A 17,863-nucleotide genomic window follows, 5' to 3' on the forward strand; every position below is an offset into this window, starting at 1 on the left:
CTCGCATGACATCTTCTTCCTTCCAGCATCTGGATGCCGCCACCCTGAGCGGCTGGCTGGATGCGGCGCGGCCGCTGACGCTGGTCGACATTCGCGACCCGGCCAGTTTTGCCGCCGGCCATCTACCTGGCAGCCGTCATCTGGATAACGAGGGGGTACCCGCGCTGTTGGCCGAAGCCGATCGCGAGCAGCCGCTGGTGGTGGTCTGCTATCACGGCCATTCCAGCCAGCAGGCCGCCACCTGGCTGGCGGGTCAGGGCTTCGACGACGTCTACAGTCTGGATGGCGGCTTCACCGGCTGGCAGATGCAGCATCCCGAACGGGTGGTCGCCGGTGATGCCGACGAAGCCTGATCGTCGTCTCGACGGCCTCGATGTCTACCGGGTCGGTGGCGCCGTGCGCGACGCCCGGCTGGGCTGGCCGGTCACCGATGTTGATTGGGTCGTGGTCGGCGCCACGCCCGAGGCTATGCGGCAGCGCGGTTTCAAGCCGGTGGGGCGCGACTTCCCGGTCTTCCTGCATCCCGAGAGTCATGAGGAATTCGCCCTCGCGCGTACGGAGCGCAAGTCGGGGCACGGTTACACCGGCTTCGAGATCCACGCCAGTCCGTCGGTCACCCTCGAGGAGGATCTGGCGCGGCGCGACCTGACCATCAATGCCATGGCCGAGACGCCGTCGGGCGAGCTGGTCGATCCTTTCGGCGGCCGCGACGACCTGGAGGCCAGGGTGCTGCGTCATGTCTCGCCGGCATTCATCGAGGACCCACTGCGGGTGCTGCGGGTCGCCCGTTTCCTGGCACGCTATGCCGGCCTGGGCTTCGTCATTGCCGATGAGACCCTGGCGCTGATGCATCGGCTTGTGGCGAGCGGCGAGATCGCTCATCTGGTCGCCGAGCGGGTCTGGGCGGAAACCGAGAAGGCCCTGGGCGAACCCTGGCCCGATGTCTACTTTCAGACGCTTGACGACTGTGGCGCCCTGGCGGTGCTAATGCCGGAGCTGGTGGCGGATGATGCGCAGCTGGATGATGCCCTGGGGCGATTGCAGCGTCTACCGGAGGATATCGCTTCTCATGAGGCGGCACCCTGGCGTTGGGCGCGCCTGGTGGAGCATCTGGCACCAGAGAGGCGGCGCCGGCTGGCCGAGCGGTTGCGACTTCCCAAGGCGGTGAGTCGTCTGGCCGAGCAGGCGGCTTGCACGCATCGTCTGGTCCACGAGGAGGGCGCGGTCGATGGCGAGCGGGTCATGGCCTGGCTCGAGCGCATCGATGCCTGGCGGCGCAGCGAACGGGTGCCGCCGCTGATCGCGCTGGTCAGCCTGGATGACGCCGCCCTGGCCGAGGATTTGGCGCTGGCCTGGCGGCTGGCGATGCAGATCCTGCCGAAGGCGCTGGTCGATGAAGGCTACCAGGGGAAGGCGCTCGGGGAGGAACTGGCGCGACGTCGTCGTGAGGCCATCGATGAGGTGATGACGCAGGCTCGTTAGGCGCTGCCTGCGACATCGGCGAGTGCCGTTCGTCTTCGTGGCGAGCCGGGGCTCGAGGGTGACGAGGAGGCTAGTCGCGGGACAGGTCGCGTCCCTGCCAGATGAAGCTCACCGGCCAGAGGCGCTGGTCGCGGGTGTCCAGGGCGTTCCACAGGTCGCGATACCGTTCACCGTTGACCGGGTGGGGCGTGTCGGGCAACAGTTCCGCCAGTGGCTTGAGCACGAAGGCGTGGTGCAGGATCTCCGTGCGAGGCAGGCTGACGCCGTCGTGCTCGCCGCTGAGGCCGCCTACGTCGAGCAGATCGATGTCCAGGGTGCGCGGGCTGAACTTCGGACTGTCGGGGCGTCGGCCGTGGGCGACTTCCAGGCGCTTGCACCAGGCCTGCAGTTCGCCCACCGTCCAGTCGCAGTCGAACAGAGCCACCAGGTTGTAGAAGTTGCGACCGTCCTCGAAGCCTACCGGCTCGCTCTCGTAGACCTTCGAGACACGCAGGCCGTCGAAGGTCTCCGCGAGGGCATCCAGGCAGGCGCGAACGTGGTGCTCGCGTTCGATGTTGCTGCCGATGCTGACGCTGATCCGAGCCATCAGTCCGTTACCTCTCGTGTGCCGCGCTCGATGCGTACGCCCACCGCTTTGGCCGCAGGCACTGCTCCGGGCTTGCGCAGTGTCAGGCGTAGCCAGGCAATGCCATATTCGTGGCGCAGCGTCTCGGCGAGTCGTTCGGCGAAGGTTTCGACGAGCTCGAACCGGTGGCTGGCGCCGAAGTCTGCGATACGCTCGCTGATCGCCGCATAGTCGAGGGTATCCTCGACGGCATCGCGAGCCGCGGCAGGGCGGATGTCGGTGGCCATTTCCAGATCCAGCACCAGTGTCTGGGTCATGGTGCGTTCCCAGTCATAGACGCCGATCACGGTGTCGACCTTGAGTGCTTCGATCAGTACGAGGTCCATCGGAGGTCCTGGCGCTGTTGGCGGTGGAGGCGCGAGTGATTGTACGCGAGCCCGCTCGCCGACGACAGCGGGGCGCTGTTCTCGGCAGAGTGTGGCTGGCAGAATGGCTCGTTGAACCCTTCTTCGAGGCGTGGCCGTGCTGACGACACTCGAAACGACCCTGCCGCTGATGGCCCTGGGTTATCTCAGTGGCACTTGGCTCGGCGCCCTGATGGTGTGTCGCCTGGCCGGTGTGAGCGATCCCCGTCTGTCCGGCTCTTGCAATCCCGGCTTTTCCAATGTGTTGCGTCTGCATGGCACGCGCCTGGCGCTGGCGACCTTGCTGGTGGATACCGTCAAGGGCATGCCGGTGCTGGGGCTGGCACTGCTCCGGGATCTACCGCCCTGGGCGCAGGGGCTCGTGGGGCTCGGTGTCATGCTGGGCCACAGTTATCCTGTCTGGTATCGCTTTCGGGGCGGGCGGGCCGTCGCCTGCGCCTTCGGCGTGATGCTCGTGTTGACGCCCTGGGTGGCGCTTTGCTGCGCGCTGTTATGGTGCCTGCTGGCCTGGAGCGGTCGTACCGCGGCGCTTGCTTCCTTGGCCAGCGCGGCCGTGGCGCCCTTGTTCACGCTCTGGCTGGCGCCGGCCTATACCGAGGTGGTGATCGTCTTCACGCTGCTGGTGCTGATCCGGCACGCCCTCTATCTGCGGCGTTGGTCCAGTCCCGGCCGGGACGACTAGCCGCTCGCGAGCCATGGATGGGGCCGAGGCTCAAGGCTCGGCCAGGGTTTCCAGCGGCCAGCGGGGAACCGCCTGCATCTGTCCGGGTTCGTCGTGCTGGCCGGCGCGCAGGCGCTGGGCGCCGGCATAGGCGATCATGGCGCCGTTGTCGGTGCAGAACCGGCCGCGTGGATAGTACACTCTGGCGTCGCGCGTACGGGTTTCGCGCTCCAGGCGTTCGCGCAAGCGATGATTGGCGCTGACGCCGCCGGCGACGACCAGCCGCGTCAGGCCCGTGGCGTCGAGGGCGCGTCGGCACTTGATCACCAGGGTATCGACCACGGCATCCTCGAAAGCGCGTGCCACATCCGCGCGCGCCTGGTCATCGAGCGCACCGTCGGCCTCGAGCTGGCGGATGGCGGTCAGGGTATGGGTCTTCAAGCCGGAAAAGCTGAAATCCAGCCCCGGGCGATCGGTCATGGGGCGCGGGAAGCGCAGTCGGCCCGGGTCTCCCGTTTCGGCGAGCCGTGCCACCGCCGGGCCACCGGGATATGTCAGGTCGAGCATCTTGGCCGTCTTGTCGAAGGCCTCGCCGGCGGCGTCGTCCACCGATTCGCCGAGCAGCCGGTAGCGTCCGATGCCCGCGACTTCCACCAACTGGGTGTGCCCGCCGGAGACCAGCAAGGCCACGAAGGGGAAATCGGGGGGATCGTCTTCCAGCATGGGGGCGAGCAGGTGTCCCTCCATGTGATGCACGCCGAGTACCGGAATGTCGAGTGCCCGGGCCATGCCGTGGGCCGTACTGGCGCCGACCATGAGGGCGCCGACCAGTCCCGGGCCGGCGGTGTAGGCGATGGCGTCGAGGTCGCGGCGGCTGGCGCCGGCATCGTCGAGAACGCGCTGGATCAGTGGCAACAGGCGTCGGGTGTGGTCGCGGGAAGCCAGTTCGGGTACCACGCCGCCGTATTCGGCATGCATGGCGATCTGGCTGTGCAGGGCGTCGGCCGCAAGGCCTCGCTCGGTGTCAAAGAGGGCGACGCCGGTTTCGTCGCAGGAGGTCTCGATGCCCAGTACGCGCATGGTCATGGCTCGGTGGATCGGAAATGGCGGTATTCTACGCGTTTTGGGCGCAGGGCGGCAGGGGCTGGAGATCGCGAAACGGTTTGCATGGTGAGGTCACGACGACTAGAATACTGTGCGCTGCAAGACTGGGTCGTGCGCCTGGGGCTCGCTTTATTTGTTTCGCCACGCTGCGGCTCGTCCGGGCGAAGCGCGATGAATGCCCCCGAGGCGTGCGTTCAAACCGAACTCAAGTTTTCAAGGTAGGTGAGTGCTTAATGCCTTCTGTCAAAGTACGCGATAACGAGCCGTTTGACGTCGCGCTGCGTCGCTTCAAGCGTTCCTGTGAAAAAGCCGGTGTGCTTTCCGAAGTTCGCCGTCGCGAGCAGTACGAGAAGCCGACCGCGGAGCGCAAGCGCAAGGCGGCAGCCGCCGTCAAGCGTCACGCGAAGAAACTCCAGCGTGAGCGCAAGCGTTTCGAACGGCTCTATTGATCCGTACTTGGGGTGACCCTTCTCGGGTCGCCTCGGGAGGACGCCAAGCGGCCGCCAATCGGTGGCCGCTTGTTTTTGCAGTGTTCCTCTCGCCCCCTTCCTCCGCTTTCGGGATAGCCTGAATGGCCGGACAGATTCCGCAACGTTTCATCGATGACCTGCTGGCCCGCACCGATGTGGTCGAGATCGTGGGGGAGCGGGTCAAGCTCAAGAAGACGGGTCGCAATCACTCGGGGCTGTGCCCCTTTCACCAGGAGAAGTCGCCGTCGTTCACCGTCAGTGCCGACAAGCAGTTCTATCACTGCTTCGGGTGCGGCGCGCACGGTAACGCCCTGCGCTTCCTGATGGAATATGATCGCCTGCGCTTCCCCGAGGCGGTGGAGCAACTGGCCGCGCGGCTGGGGCTCGAGGTGCCTCGGGAAGGGGATGATGATCCTCGGCAGCAGGTGCGCGAGCGCAAGCGAAAGGAAGGCGTCAATCTGCTGGAACTGGCAGCGAGCTTCTTTCGCGAGCGACTGAAGATGCCGGAAGGGGAGGCGGCTCGGGCCTACCTCGACAAACGTGGCCTCTCACCCGAAGTGGTGCGGGATTTCGGCATCGGCTTCGCGCCGGCGGAGTGGGAGGCAATGCGTCGCCACCTCGGCGAGCGCGGCATCAGCGAGGCCGTCCAGATTGAATATGGTCTGCTGGTTCATCGCGAGGACAGCGGGCGGACCTATGATCGCTTTCGCGATCGGGTCATGTTTCCGATTCGAGACATTCGTGGCCGCACCGTGGCCTTCGGGGGCCGGGTGCTCGGCGATGCCAAGCCCAAGTACCTCAATTCGCCCGAAACGCCGGTGTTCCACAAGGGGCGAGAACTCTACGGTCTTTATGAGGCCCGTCAGGCCAATGCCCGGCTGGATCGTCTGGTGATCGTCGAGGGGTACATGGATGTGGTGGCACTGGCCCAGTTCGGTATTCGCAATGCGGTGGCCACGCTGGGAACGGCAACCACCGAGGATCACCTGTCGCGGCTGTTTCGAGTCGTCGATGAGGTGGTGTTCTGCTTCGATGGCGATCAGGCCGGCCGTCAGGCAGCGGATCGCGCGCTGCGTACGGCCCTGCCGATGATGATTGACGGGCGTCAGGCACGCTTTCTGTTCCTGCCCGAGGGCGAGGATCCGGACACCCTGGTGCGTCGCGAGGGGGCCAAGGCTTTCGAGGACAGGGTAACCTGCGCGAGCCCGCTTTCGGAATTCCTGTTCGAGCAGGCCTCGCAGGGGCGCGATCTGGCGCGTATCGAAGACCGCGAGCGCTATGCGAGCCAGGTGCTCGAGGCGATCGGCCTGCTGCCTGAGGGGGTGCTGAAATCCTTGTTGCTGACGGAACTCTCGCGCCGTACTGGCGTCGACCAGTCAAGCTTCGAATCTTTGATGAAGCACCACGGGGAGGCCGAGAGCGAGGCGCACGCCCCGGCCGTCGAGACAGGGGCTCCGCCGACAGTCGAGGCGCCGGCGGGGAGCGAGTCGCCAGCGAAGGATGGGTCGCTCGGGTTGATGGCCCGGGCACTGCAGTTGCTGGTGCATGAGCCGGGACTGGTCGAGCGTCTACCGGAAAGCGACGACTGGTGCGCCCATGAAGGGGAGGATGCCCGACTGTGTCGTGAAGTGGTGCGTCTGCTCAAGGCGGGGCGCTACCGCAGTGCCCAGGTGTTGCTGGCGCACTTCCATGGCACGCCGGAAGGCGAGCGCCTGGCGGAGCTGGCTCGTCGTGAGCCCCTGGTGCCAAAGGGGGTGCGCGGTGCGGAGCTGGATAACTGGGTGGCGTATTTCCAGCGCCATCATCGGAAGCGTTCACCTCAGGAAGAGTATGACACGCTGCTGGCGCGGAGCCGTGCCGGCGAACACTTGTCGCAGCAGGAGCGCCAGCGGCTGAGTGAGTTGCTGATGGAACTCAAGGGGTGAAGTCTTTCGAGCGCTTGCCGGGCTGGCGCGAAACCGCCGGCAAAAGTGGCGCGAGGGTTGAATTCTCTCCTACCATCACCACATTAGGGGCGTAACCGAACGGGACGCAACCGGACAAACTAACACACCTGAATGACCGCGCAAATACACCGAACTAGCAAAACAGTAGGCTAAACCGCTATACTGTTCGGCTTATCGAGTTTTTCTCCGCCTCAGTGCTTCAGGTGCTTCATTCTTCTTCGTCGAGATAGGGTTTCTATGGCTGGAAATGCGCAGCAGCAGTCACGTCTGAAGGAGTTGATCGCGCGCGGCAAGGAACAGGGCTTCCTGACCTATGCCGAGGTCAACGACCATCTACCCGAGGATATCGCCGACCCGGATCAGGTGGAAGACATCATCGGCATGATCAACGACATGGGTATCAATGTCGTCGAGGAAGCCCCCGACGAAGACACCCTGATGATGGCCGATCAATCCACCGACGAGTCGGCGGCCGAGGAGGCCGTGGCGGCGCTGGCGGCGGTGGAAAGCGATGTGGGCCGCACCACCGATCCGGTGCGCATGTACATGCGCGAAATGGGGACCGTGGAGCTGTTGACCCGCGAGGGCGAGATCGAGATCGCCAAGCGCATCGAGGAAGGCACTCGGGAAGTGATGTCGGCGCTGGCCTACCTTCCGGGCGCGGTGGATTCCATTCTCGAGGCCTATGACGCCACTCAGGATGAGGAGGCGCCGGGGCGTCTTTCCGACTTGTTCTCGGGCTTCATCGATCCCGACGAGGGTATTCCCGGCGTGGCCGAGGCCGATGTACCGGAACCCGAGCTCGAGCAGGGCGCCGCTGACGGTGAAGCCGCCGATGACGACGATGACGCCGAGGAAGAGGAATCCGGGGGTGGGCCGGACCCTGAAGAGGCGAAGGCACGCTTCGAGCAGATTCGCGAGCAGAACGAGGCGGCGCGTCGCGCTATCGAGGAGCATGGTCGCGATGCCAAGCAGGCTCAGGCCGAACTGGCGCGTCTCGCCGAGCTCTTCTCGCCGATCAAGCTGGTGCCCAAGCATTTCGAACGCCTGGTCGGACAGGTGCGTATCAGCGTCGAGCAGGTGCGTGCCCAGGAAAAGGCGATCATGCAGATGTGCGTCAAGAAGGCGAAGGTGCCGCGCAAGACCTTCATCAAGTCCTTCCCGGGCAATGAGTCCCGTCAGGACTGGGTGGATGCCTTCATGGCCGAGAATGCCAGGTACGCCGATCGCCTGGCGCCGCTCAAGGGCGACATCCAGCGTGCACAGCGCAAGATCGCCTTCGAGGAAGAGATGGTGGCGCTGATGGTGACCGACCTCAAGGAGGTCAACCGAAAGCTCTCCATCGGCGAGGCCAAGGCGCGTCGGGCCAAGAAGGAGATGGTCGAGGCCAACCTTCGTCTGGTGATTTCCATCGCCAAGAAGTACACCAACCGCGGTCTGCAGTTCCTGGACCTGATTCAGGAAGGCAACATCGGTCTGATGAAGGCGGTGGACAAGTTCGAGTATCGCCGCGGCTACAAGTTCTCGACCTATGCCACCTGGTGGATTCGTCAGGCGATCACGCGCTCGATTGCCGACCAGGCGCGCACCATCCGGATTCCGGTGCACATGATCGAGACCATCAACAAGCTCAACCGCGTCTCGCGCCAGATGTTGCAGGAGATGGGGCGCGAGCCGACGCCCGAGGAGCTGGGCGAGCGTCTCGAGATGCCCGAGGACAAGGTGCGCAAGGTGCTCAAGATCGCCAAGGAGCCGATCTCCATGGAGACGCCCATCGGCGACGATGACGATTCCCACCTGGGGGATTTCATCGAGGATGGCACCATGGTGCTGCCCATCGACTCGGCCACCGGCGAGGGGCTGATCGAGGCCACCCGCAATGTGCTTGGCGGCCTGACGGCCCGCGAGGCCAAGGTGTTGCGCATGCGCTTCGGTATCGACATGAACACCGATCACACCCTCGAAGAGGTCGGCAAGCAGTTCGACGTGACCCGCGAGCGGATTCGCCAGATCGAGGCCAAGGCGCTGCGCAAGCTGCGCCACCCCTCGCGTTCCGAGCCGCTGCGCTCCTTCCTCGACGAATAGCCGGCGATACGTCGACTATCCGGCTCAATGTGCGACGCCCGCGGGTTTGCCCCGCGGGCGTCGTCGTTTCGGCCTCGCCTGGAGGTTTACCGTTCGGCGGCGAGTCGGCGACGTACCAGCAGCACCAGCTCCAGCATGGCGAACAGCAGCAGGGTATAGCCGAACAGTTCAGTGACCTCTTCCGCTGCATCCTTGATGATACGCAGGTAATGATCGCCCAGGATCGCCTGCCAAAGCTCGCTGCGCCCATAGAGACGCGAGAAGGCATAGGTGGTCAGAAAGCCGGCCGCGAAGAGCCCGAAGGAGAAGGTGCCGGTGATCGACTCGAGTTCGGCCACGAAGGCGCGGCGGTGGCGGATCACCACGAACAGTACGGGAAGCACCAGCAGTGTCACCAGCGTTTGCCAGGCGCCGTCGAAGACATAGGTGTCGAGCCAGGCGTCCTGCTCGCGGATGAACGAGGCGCCGAGCAGTCCGACCAGCAGCAAGGCGACATTGGGCAGCTGGCGTTGCCAGACCCGTACGGAGAGGGCCAGCCCTGTGGCCAGTAGCAGCAAGAAGGATTGGGTCAGTTCGGTGAATCCGGATTCCGAAAACCGGACGTCGACGAACTGCTGGGCCTCCTGCATGACGCCTTCCATCAGGGCGGCAATGATCAGCAGGTAAGCCAGGGCTCTCAGGCAGGTGGCGCGAAAACTAATCCGGTCGGGAGAAATCTTGGGCATCTGTCTTCTCGCGGCGAGGTGAATCGAAGCCCGATATTATACGCATCTTGTTCTGTCGTCGCTCGGGGCTAGCGGGTGGGAAGCGGTCTTTCCGCCTCTTCCACGAGCCAGTCATGCACGGCTTTCACACGACGGTCGTCCAGGGCGCCGGCAGCGTAGACGATGCCGTAGCGCATGCCGGTGGCAACGCGTCGTTCCAGGGGGGCAATCAAGGCACCGGTGTCCAGTTCGTTGGTGATCAGTGTCTGGCGAGCGATGGCCACGCCCATGCCGGCGATGGCGGCTTCCATGGTCAGATGGTTGCGATTGAAGGTATAGCCGCGGTGCACGTTGACCGAGGGGGCCTCAATGGCCTCCAGATAGTGTTCCCATTCGCCGTAGTCGCGGCTTCCGCGCCAGGCGGTCACGTCGTGCAGCAGCGGATACCAGGCCAGATCCTCGGGGCGGCGCAGAGGTGGGCGGCCGCGCAGCAGCGAGGGTGCGCAGACCGGAAAGATGGTCTCCTCGATCAACGGGGTGATGGCCAGCCCTGGGGTCTGGCCGTCGTTGAGGTCCAGGGCGAGGTCGAAATCGCCCTCTCGCAGCGAGGTGCTGCTGTCCTCGGCGGTGACGTGAAGTTCGATATCGGGGAAGCGTGCCTGCAGTCGGGGCAGGCGAGGCATCAGCCACTTGTTGAGGAAAGAGGGGACGCTGCGCAGGCGGATGATGCCGCTCATGACCCCGCTGCGCAGCCGCTTGACCTCGAGTCCGACGGCTTGATAGGCGTCATCGACCACCGTGGCGAGTCGCCTGCCTTCCTCTGTCAGGGCAAGGCGCCGGGGTAGGCGCCGGAACAGCTTGAACCCGAGGCGATCCTCCAGCTGCTTGATCTGCTGGCTGACAGCACCCGTGGTGACGTGCAGCTCTTCTGCTGCCCGTGTGAAGGAAAGATGCCGAGCGCTGACGGCGAAGACCTTCAGCCAGGCGTGGGTCTGAGAGTTGAGAAGACGGCTCATGGTTTAGTCATACTATACTGAAAGCGAGATATTCTCGATTGCCCTAGGGAAAACGTGGCTCCAACATAAGGGTCAAACAAGGTAAATGCCACTTGGCTTTAGCCTGACTGACACAAAAGCATGAGAGAAGGCCTACGACAATCGCCTTCCACCAGACCCTGACCACCGGTTCCCCCGGTCGCGCAATGAGGCATCACCATGGCAATCAGCGTCTTCGACTTGTTCAAGATCGGTATCGGTCCATCTAGCTCCCATACGGTGGGCCCGATGCGGGCGGCCTATGACTTCGTCCAGGCGTTGCGTGGTCGAGATCTGCTCGAACGGGTGGCTCGGGTCGAGATCCATCTGCATGGCTCGCTCTCGTCCACCGGCAAGGGACATGGCACCGATCGGGCGACGATCATGGGGTTGATGGGCGAACGTCCCGATCACATCGACCCGGCGATCGTCTCGCCCTGTATCGAGGAGCTGCTGGAATCCCAGACCCTGCTGCTCGATGGGCACCTGGCGATCCCCTTCGTCTGGGCGCGCGACCTGCAGTGGCATGACGAGAGTCTGCCCTATCATCCTAATGCCATGACGCTGGTGGCTCACGGTCACTCCGATGAGCTGTACCGCAATGTCTTCTACTCGGTGGGAGGCGGCTTCGTGGTCGATCAGGGGCAGGTCGACCGGGATGAGCTGGATGCCGACACCACGGCCTTGCCCTACGATTTCAACAGTGCTGCTGAATTGCTGGCCCTGTGTCGCCTGCATGACATGCGCATCAGCGAGCTGATGATGGAGAACGAGAAGGCCTGGCGGGATGAGGCCGAGGTACGTGCCGGTCTCTGGCGCATCTGGGAGGCCATGCAGGACTGCGTCAACCAGGGATTCGCGCATGAGGGCATTCTGCCCGGTGGTCTCGAGGTCAAGCGGCGTGCAGCCGCTCTCCATCGTCGACTGTTGGCGATGGAGGATGATACCAGCCTGATCACCTCCACCTTCTCCGCCATGGACTGGGTCAATGTCTTCGCTCTGGCGGTGAACGAAGAAAATGCCGCCGGTGGCCGGATGGTGACCGCACCCACCAATGGCGCGGCAGGCATTATTCCGGCCGTGCTGCATTACTACATGAAGTTCCAGCCGGATGCCTGCGAGCGGAATGTGGTGGATTTTCTGCTGACCGCCGGTGCCGTGGGCATTCTTTGCAAGAAGAACGCCTCCATTTCCGGCGCCGAGGTCGGGTGTCAGGGCGAGGTGGGCTCAGCCTGTGCCATGGCCGCCGCCGGGCTCACCGAGGTGATGGGAGGCAGCGTCGGCCAGATCGAGAATGCCGCCGAGATCGGCCTGGAGCACAATCTGGGCCTGACCTGCGACCCGGTCGGTGGGCTGGTCCAGGTGCCCTGCATCGAGCGCAATGCCATCGCCTCGGTCAAGGCGATCAATGCCACCCAGATGGCGCTGCGCGGCGACGGTGAGCATTTTATCTCCCTGGACAAGGCAATCCGTACCATGCGCGATACCGGCGCCGATATGCAGGAGAAGTACAAGGAAACCTCCAAGGGCGGCCTGGCCGTCAATGCCATCGAATGCTGAACCGATCGTTTCCTGGGCTGTGCCTTCAGCCTTGTTGCGCGGCATCCTTCGGGTGCCGCGCTTTTTTTATGAGCCTCCCTTATGGGCTTTTCGTGCCGGTGACGGGATGGGCGTTTGGCCGAGTCGTTCTCTTGGTCGGAACGCAGTTGCACCGCTACCTCGACCGGTGTAATAACCATCGGGCAGATCTCCATGGCAAACCTGTCAGGAGAGCGCGATCGAGAGGGCACACATGATGATTATCGGGTTTGTCGCCGGCCTGGCGCTGTTGATCGTCGGCGCCGAGGTGCTGGTCAGGGGAGCGTCGCGTCTGGCGCTGCGGATGGGGATCTCGCCGTTGATCATCGGTCTGACGGTGGTGGCCTTCGGCACCAGTTCGCCGGAACTGGCGGTCAGCGTGAAGTCGGCCCTTGACGACCAGGCCGGCATTGCCATGGGCAACGTGGTGGGCAGCAACATCTTCAATGTGCTGTTCATCCTCGGTGTCGCAGCACTGATCGTGCCGCTGACGGTGGCCCCTCAGTTGATCCGCCTGGACATCCCGCTGATGATCGGCCTCTCCGGGCTGCTGCTGGTGCTGTCGCTCGATGGGCGGCTGGGGCGCGTTGATAGCCTGCTGCTGGTGGCCTGCCTGGCCGCTTACCTGCTGTTTCTGTTTCTGCACAATCGACGTGAGCCGCCGCCGCCGTCCGAAAAGGCGAACACGCCCCTGCCTCTCAATCTGTGCATGGTGCTCGGTGGGCTGGCGCTCTTGGTGCTGGGCTCGCGCTGGTTCGTGGGCGCCTCCGTCGAGATGGCGGCCAGGCTGGGGATCAGTGAGCAGGTGGTCGGGCTGACGATCGTGGCGGCAGGTACCTCGCTGCCCGAGGTGGTGACGTCGCTCATCGCCGCCCTGCGGGGTGAGCGCGACATTGCGGTGGGCAATGTCGTGGGCAGCAACATCTTCAACATCCTCGGCGTGTTGGGGCTGTCCGGATTGCTGGCGCCGTCCGGCATCGGTGTCTCGGCGGCCATGCTGGGCTTCGACATGCCGGTGATGCTCGCCGTGGCGCTCGCCTGCCTGCCGATCTGCCTGACCGGCGGCACGATCAACCGCTGGGAAGGGGGAGTGTTGCTGGGCTACTACCTGGCCTATACCGCTTATCTGGTGCTGCAGGTCGCTCATCATGACGCGTTGCAAGGCTTCGGAGCGGTGATGAGCTATTTCGTGTTGCCCATCACGGCCCTGACCCTCGTGGTGCTGGTAGTGCAGGAGCGTCGCCGTCACACCTAGGGGCGTCATGCGCTCGGCCGGCGTTGTGCCGGCAGGCTGGGCCCGAGCTCGGCGACCAGGTAATCGAGGAACTGGCGAACCTTGGGGGAGCGGTGCCGGTGGCGGGGATAGACGGCCCAGACCGCGGTATCGTCGTGTCGGTAGGCGTCGAGCACGCTGATCAATTCGCCCCGGGCCAGATGCTCGTCGACATAGTAGTCGGGCAACTGTGCAAGCCCCAATCCCTTGAGCGCGGCATCGAGCAGGGCCGGTCCGGAGTTACCGCGCCAGGGGCCATCGATGCGTATCTCGCGGCGCACGCCGTTGACGTCGAATCGCCAGTGATCACGCGTACCCACCAGGCAGCGATGGCGAGCCAGCTCGGAGAGGGCGTGGGGCTGGCCGTAATGGGTGAAGTAGTCGGGTGAGCCGACCACGTACTCGCGACGTTCGCACAGCCGGCGAGCGATCAGCGATGAGTCCTGGAGCGTGCCCATGCGGATGGCGATGTCGAAGCCTTCATCGATGATGTCGACTCGCCGGTTGGTGAAGTGCATGCGCACCTCGAGCTGAGGGTGGAAACGCATGAAGTCATGGACCAGGGGCGCCAGGTAGCGTTCACCGAAGGTGGTGGCGCAGGTGAGACCGAGCAGGCCGCTGGGGCGGGTCTGGAGCTCCTTGACCGCAGCTTCGGCTTCGCGGAAGCCATCGAACAGATGATGGCAGTGTTGGTAATAGAGGCGGCCGGCCTCGGTCAATCGAATGCGGCGTGTGGTTCGGTACAGCAGGGGGGTATCCAGCTGGTTTTCCAGTTGGCTGACCAGCCGGCTGACATGGGAGCTCGATACCCTCAGCCGTTCGGCGGCGGCGTTGAAGGCGCCCAGGCGCACGACCTCGATGAAGGCCTCGACACGGTCCCAGCGTTGCATTCCGGTGTTGCCTCTCTCGTCATTGTTGCCATGTGACAATAATGTCATGCGTTTGATGCAGTTTATACCGACGGTCTCTCTTGCCTAGACTTGGGTGATGCCAATCACCCACCGAGAGGATGGATCATGAAGTCTCGTGCCGCCGTTGCCCTGGAAGCGGGCCAGCCCCTGCAGTTGACCGAGATCGATGTCGAGGGCCCCAAGGCTGGTGAGGTGCTGGTGCGCATGGCCGCGACCAGTGTCTGCCATACCGACGCCTATACCTTGTCCGGTGCCGACCCGGAGGGCAATTTCCCCGCGGTGCTGGGTCATGAGGGTGCCGGGGTCGTCGAGGAAGTCGGCGAGGGCGTCACCAGCCTGCGCCCGGGGGACCATGTCATCCCGCTGTATACGGCCGAATGCGGCCAGTGCAAGTTCTGCCTGTCCGGCAAGACCAACCTGTGCGGCGCCGTGCGTGCCACTCAAGGCAAGGGCGTGATGCCGGATGGCACCAGCCGTTTCTCCCTGGAAGGCAAGCCGCTGCATCATTACATGGGCACGTCCACGTTCAGCGAGTACACCGTGTTACCGGAGGTGTCGCTGGCTTCGGTATCGAAGCAGGCGCCCATGGACAAGATCTGCCTGCTGGGTTGCGGGGTCACCACCGGTATCGGCGCGGTCATGAACACCGCCAAGGTGGAGCCGGGCTCGACGGTAGCGGTCTTCGGCCTGGGGGCCATCGGCCTGGCGGTGATCCAGGGCGCGGTAATGGCCAAGGCGAGCCGCATCATCGCCATCGACGTCAATCCGGAGAAGTTCCAGCTCGCCGAGCAGTTCGGTGCCACCGAATTCGTCAATCCCAAGGATTACTCGGCCTCCATTCAGGAGGTGATCGTTGACCTGACCGACGGCGGTGTCGATTACTCCTTCGAATGCATCGGCAATGTCAACGTCATGCGTTCAGCGCTGGAGTGCTGCCACAAGGGCTGGGGCGAGTCGATCATCATCGGCGTGGCCGGTGCCGGCGAGGAGATTTCCACCCGCCCGTTCCAGCTGGTGACCGGTCGCGTCTGGAAAGGCTCTGCCTTCGGTGGCGTCAAGGGGCGCACCGAACTGCCGGGTTATGTCGAGCGTTACATGAACGGCGAGATCAATATCGACGACTTCATCACTCACGACATGCCTTTCGAGGAGATCAACGAGGCCTTCGACCTGTTGCATCGAGGCGAGAGCATCCGCACCGTGCTGCATTATTGAAGCGCGTCCGTATTGAAGTGCCGATGCCGCGCACGCGGGATGTGATACGCGCGAGGCCGCGCAACCATATGAGGAGTCTCCCATGACCATGACCGAGCATCTGGAGCTGGTCTCGGCCAACCGCAGCTTCGGTGGCTGGCACAAGCGTTACCGCCATCGTTCCCGAGCGCTGGACTGCGAGATGGTGTTCGCCATCTATCTGCCGCCTCAGGCCGAAACCGAGCGTGTGCCGCTGCTGTGGTGGCTGTCGGGGCTGACGTGCACCGACGAGAACTTCATGCAGAAGGCCGGTGCCCAGCGCCTGGCCGCCGAGCTGGGTATCGCCATCGTCTGCCCTGACACGAGCCCTCGCGGCCTGGACCTGCCGGGCGAGCATGACAGTTACGACTTCGGCTCCGGTGCCGGGTTCTACGTCAATGCCACCGAGGCGCCCTGGAAGGATCACTACCGGATGTATGACTATGTGGCCGAGGAGCTGCCGTCGGTGGTGCGTCAGCATTTCCCGGTCAATGGTCGCGAGTCGATCAGTGGGCATTCCATGGGCGGGCACGGGGCCCTGATCATGGCGCTGCGTCGCCCCGGCCACTATCGCTCGGTGTCGGCGTTCGCCCCGGTCGTCAATCCGACCCAGTGTCCCTGGGGGCGAAAGGCCTTCAGCGCCTATCTGGGCGAGGATGTCAGCCGCTGGACCCAGTACGATGCCTGTGAGCTGGTGGCGCGCGGCGCCTCTCGCCAGCCGCTGTTCATCGACCAGGGCGAGGCCGATGACTTCCTGGACGAACAGCTTTGCCCCGCGCGGCTGGAGGCGGTATGCGCCGAACATGATCATCCGTTGACGCTGCGACGTCAGCCCGGCTATGACCATAGCTACTTCTTCATCGCCAGCTTCATCGATGATCACCTGCGCTATCACGCCGAACGCCTGCGCGCTTAGTACGGGCATTGTCATTCCGACCCGCGCCGGCCCGATCCTGGGCCGGCGCTTTCGTTTGGGGATGTCGTGTCGTATCCACGGGCGTCTCCCGCGTGCTCAAAACCGACACCATTGTCGCAGGATACCGGGAAAGGGGGCGCTGATAGGCAAATTTGACATGCCAGAAAACGACACAAGGATTACATTCCGGGGTGAGCTTGTCTGATCGCGACAGACGGCTCGGTCAACGGCGTCAGGCGCCTGTCGACAATAACAAGATGGTCCACGATAACCGTGCTGGAGTTTCATGATGACAACCACTGCCCAGGCCTCTCCGAAGGCCGCGCCCCAGACCCTGGGGTTTCTTCTGCTGGAGAATTTCACCCTGATCTCGCTGGCCTCGGCCATCGAGCCGCTGCGCATGGCCAACCAGCTGGCCGGTCGAGAGCTCTATCGCTGGTACACGTTGAGCCTGGATGGCAGCCCGGTGAGTGCCAGCGATGGGCTGCAGGTTACGCCGGATGCTTCCACCACGGTACCGCTGGCACTGGACACGGTGATCGTCTGCGGCGGTGTGGCCCCGCAGCGTAGTGTCCAGCGCGAGCACGTCGGCTGGCTGCAGTCCCAGGCGCGCCGCTCTCGTCGCCTGGGGTCGGTGTGCACGGGCAGTTGGGCGCTGGCCCGGGCGGGGTTGCTGGATGGCTTCGAGGCCAGCGTCCACTGGGAGTGCCTGGCTGCCATGCAGGAAGCGTTTCCCAAGGTTGCCTTGACCACCCGGTTGTTCTCCATCGATCGCGATCGGGCCACGTCCTCCGGTGGCACGGCGCCGTTGGACATGATGCTGACGCTGATCGGACGGGACCATGGGCGTGAACTGTCGGCGGGTATCTCCGAGATGTTCATCTACGACCGCGTGCGCGGCGAGCAGGACCAGCAGCGCGTGCCGCTCAAGCATGTGCTGGGTACCACCCAGCCACGGCTGCTGGAGATCGTGGCGCTGATGGAGGCGAACCTGGAAGAGCCGATCAGCCTCGATGAACTGGCCGATTACGTGAATGTCTCGCGGCGTCAGCTGGAGCGCCTGTTCCAGAAGAACCTGCATTGCTCACCCTCGCGCTACTACCTTAAACTGCGCCTGACTCGGGCTCGCCAACTGCTCAAGCAGACCCCGATGTCGATCATCGAGGTCGCTTCGGCCTGCGGTTTCGTGTCGACGCCGCACTTTTCCAAGTGCTATCGCGAGTACTTCGGTATCCCGCCGCGTGACGAACGGCTGAGCAGCAGCGCCGTGGAGCTGGTGCCCCCGGTGCGACTTGGCCAGGACGCGGCATCGATGCTGCAGTCGGCGGCCGCGTTCGAAGCCTTGCCCAATGAACCGGTCTCCGCCGCCATGACGGCCCTGGACCAGGCTCGGGGCGAGCCGACCTATGCCAGCGTGAGATTGAGAACGTGAGGGGACACACTGCCTAAATGCCTATGCACGTCAATCGCCTCTCG

General features: G+C 64.1%; 17 protein-coding genes. 11 read left to right on the top strand and 6 right to left on the bottom strand.

The annotated features are described in order from the left end of the window. Positions 1–5: 5 nt before the first annotated feature. Together glpE and HSDC_RS06865 are read left to right on the top strand one after the other, a co-directional pair. On the top strand, positions 6–353 hold the full coding sequence (gene glpE, locus HSDC_RS06860) for a thiosulfate sulfurtransferase GlpE (RefSeq protein ID WP_064699198.1): 348 nt from the start codon (positions 6–8) through the stop codon (positions 351–353). Then, positions 337–1,482 carry a tRNA nucleotidyltransferase/poly(A) polymerase-related protein gene (locus HSDC_RS06865; RefSeq protein ID WP_064699199.1) on the top strand — a complete coding sequence of 382 codons (1,146 nt, stop codon included), beginning with the start codon at positions 337–339 and terminating at the stop codon, positions 1,480–1,482. Before glpE ends, HSDC_RS06865 begins: the two co-directional genes overlap by 17 nt. A 70-nt stretch (positions 1,483–1,552) precedes the next feature. On the opposite strand, the gene folK is transcribed toward HSDC_RS06865, so the two are convergent. Both folK and folB read right to left on the bottom strand, forming a co-directional pair. After that, on the bottom strand, positions 1,553–2,068 hold the full coding sequence (gene folK, locus HSDC_RS06870) for a 2-amino-4-hydroxy-6-hydroxymethyldihydropteridine diphosphokinase (RefSeq protein ID WP_064699200.1): 516 nt from the start codon (positions 2,066–2,068) through the stop codon (positions 1,553–1,555). Then, positions 2,068–2,433: a dihydroneopterin aldolase gene (gene folB, locus HSDC_RS06875; RefSeq protein WP_064699201.1), complete on the bottom strand. Its 366-nt coding sequence runs from the start codon at positions 2,431–2,433 to the stop codon at positions 2,068–2,070. Before folB ends, folK begins: the two co-directional genes overlap by 1 nt. A gap of 136 nt (positions 2,434–2,569) precedes the next feature. Here folB and HSDC_RS06880 point away from each other — a divergent pair, with 136 nt between their 5' ends. Then, positions 2,570–3,154 (top strand): glycerol-3-phosphate acyltransferase, encoded by a 585-nt coding sequence (locus HSDC_RS06880; protein WP_425292853.1) that lies wholly within the window; start codon positions 2,570–2,572, stop codon positions 3,152–3,154. A 30-nt stretch (positions 3,155–3,184) separates the two neighbouring features. On the opposite strand, the gene tsaD is transcribed toward HSDC_RS06880, so the two are convergent. Continuing rightward, a complete protein-coding gene (gene tsaD, locus HSDC_RS06885; protein WP_064699202.1) occupies positions 3,185–4,213 on the bottom strand; it encodes a tRNA (adenosine(37)-N6)-threonylcarbamoyltransferase complex transferase subunit TsaD in 1,029 nt (342 codons plus the stop codon). A 257-nt stretch (positions 4,214–4,470) separates the two neighbouring features. Between tsaD and rpsU the strand changes: the two genes are divergently transcribed. From rpsU to rpoD, 3 genes are all read left to right on the top strand, one after another. Next, positions 4,471–4,686 carry a 30S ribosomal protein S21 gene (rpsU, locus tag HSDC_RS06890; protein WP_013333229.1) on the top strand — a complete coding sequence of 72 codons (216 nt, stop codon included), beginning with the start codon at positions 4,471–4,473 and terminating at the stop codon, positions 4,684–4,686. Positions 4,687–4,808: 122 nt separating this feature from the next. Beyond that, positions 4,809–6,632: a DNA primase gene (gene dnaG / locus HSDC_RS06895; protein ID WP_064699203.1), complete on the top strand. Its 1,824-nt coding sequence runs from the start codon at positions 4,809–4,811 to the stop codon at positions 6,630–6,632. Positions 6,633–6,890: 258 nt separating this feature from the next. Next, a complete protein-coding gene (gene rpoD / locus HSDC_RS06900; protein ID WP_064699204.1) occupies positions 6,891–8,738 on the top strand; it encodes an RNA polymerase sigma factor RpoD in 1,848 nt (615 codons plus the stop codon). 86 nt (positions 8,739–8,824) lie between these two features. Here the strand turns inward: rpoD and HSDC_RS06905 are convergent, their stop codons facing one another. Together HSDC_RS06905 and HSDC_RS06910 are read right to left on the bottom strand one after the other, a co-directional pair. Then, positions 8,825–9,463, bottom strand: coding sequence for a hypothetical protein (locus HSDC_RS06905; protein WP_064699205.1), 639 nt, complete (start codon positions 9,461–9,463; stop codon positions 8,825–8,827). Between the two features lie 68 nt (positions 9,464–9,531). Beyond that, complete coding sequence (locus HSDC_RS06910; RefSeq protein WP_064699206.1) at positions 9,532–10,458, bottom strand: LysR substrate-binding domain-containing protein; 927 nt, start codon at positions 10,456–10,458, stop codon at positions 9,532–9,534. 198 nt (positions 10,459–10,656) lie between these two features. On the opposite strand from HSDC_RS06910, the gene HSDC_RS06915 reads away from it, so the two are divergent. Together HSDC_RS06915 and HSDC_RS06920 are read left to right on the top strand one after the other, a co-directional pair. Next, positions 10,657–12,036, top strand: coding sequence for an L-serine ammonia-lyase (locus HSDC_RS06915; RefSeq protein ID WP_064699207.1), 1,380 nt, complete (start codon positions 10,657–10,659; stop codon positions 12,034–12,036). 232 nt (positions 12,037–12,268) lie between these two features. Next, entirely contained in the window at positions 12,269–13,309 is a 1,041-nt protein-coding gene (locus HSDC_RS06920) for a calcium/sodium antiporter (RefSeq protein WP_064699208.1), read from the top strand. A 5-nt stretch (positions 13,310–13,314) separates the two neighbouring features. On the opposite strand, the gene HSDC_RS06925 is transcribed toward HSDC_RS06920, so the two are convergent. Continuing rightward, positions 13,315–14,217: a LysR family transcriptional regulator gene (locus tag HSDC_RS06925; RefSeq protein ID WP_064699209.1), complete on the bottom strand. Its 903-nt coding sequence runs from the start codon at positions 14,215–14,217 to the stop codon at positions 13,315–13,317. 126 nt (positions 14,218–14,343) lie between these two features. Between HSDC_RS06925 and HSDC_RS06930 the strand changes: the two genes are divergently transcribed. The 3 genes from HSDC_RS06930 (at position 14,344) to gbdR (ending at position 17,819) form a co-directional block, all read left to right on the top strand. Beyond that, entirely contained in the window at positions 14,344–15,453 is a 1,110-nt protein-coding gene (locus HSDC_RS06930; RefSeq protein WP_064699210.1) for an S-(hydroxymethyl)glutathione dehydrogenase/class III alcohol dehydrogenase, read from the top strand. Positions 15,454–15,535: 82 nt separating this feature from the next. Beyond that, entirely contained in the window at positions 15,536–16,387 is an 852-nt protein-coding gene (fghA, locus tag HSDC_RS06935; protein ID WP_064699211.1) for an S-formylglutathione hydrolase, read from the top strand. Between the two features lie 289 nt (positions 16,388–16,676). After that, positions 16,677–17,819 carry a choline metabolism transcriptional regulator GbdR gene (gene gbdR, locus HSDC_RS06940; RefSeq protein WP_122983335.1) on the top strand — a complete coding sequence of 381 codons (1,143 nt, stop codon included), beginning with the start codon at positions 16,677–16,679 and terminating at the stop codon, positions 17,817–17,819. Positions 17,820–17,863 lie beyond the last annotated feature (44 nt).

Source organism: Halomonas caseinilytica (genome assembly GCF_001662285.1).
In the GTDB taxonomy this organism is placed as follows: Bacteria; Pseudomonadota; Gammaproteobacteria; order Pseudomonadales; family Halomonadaceae; genus Halomonas; species Halomonas caseinilytica.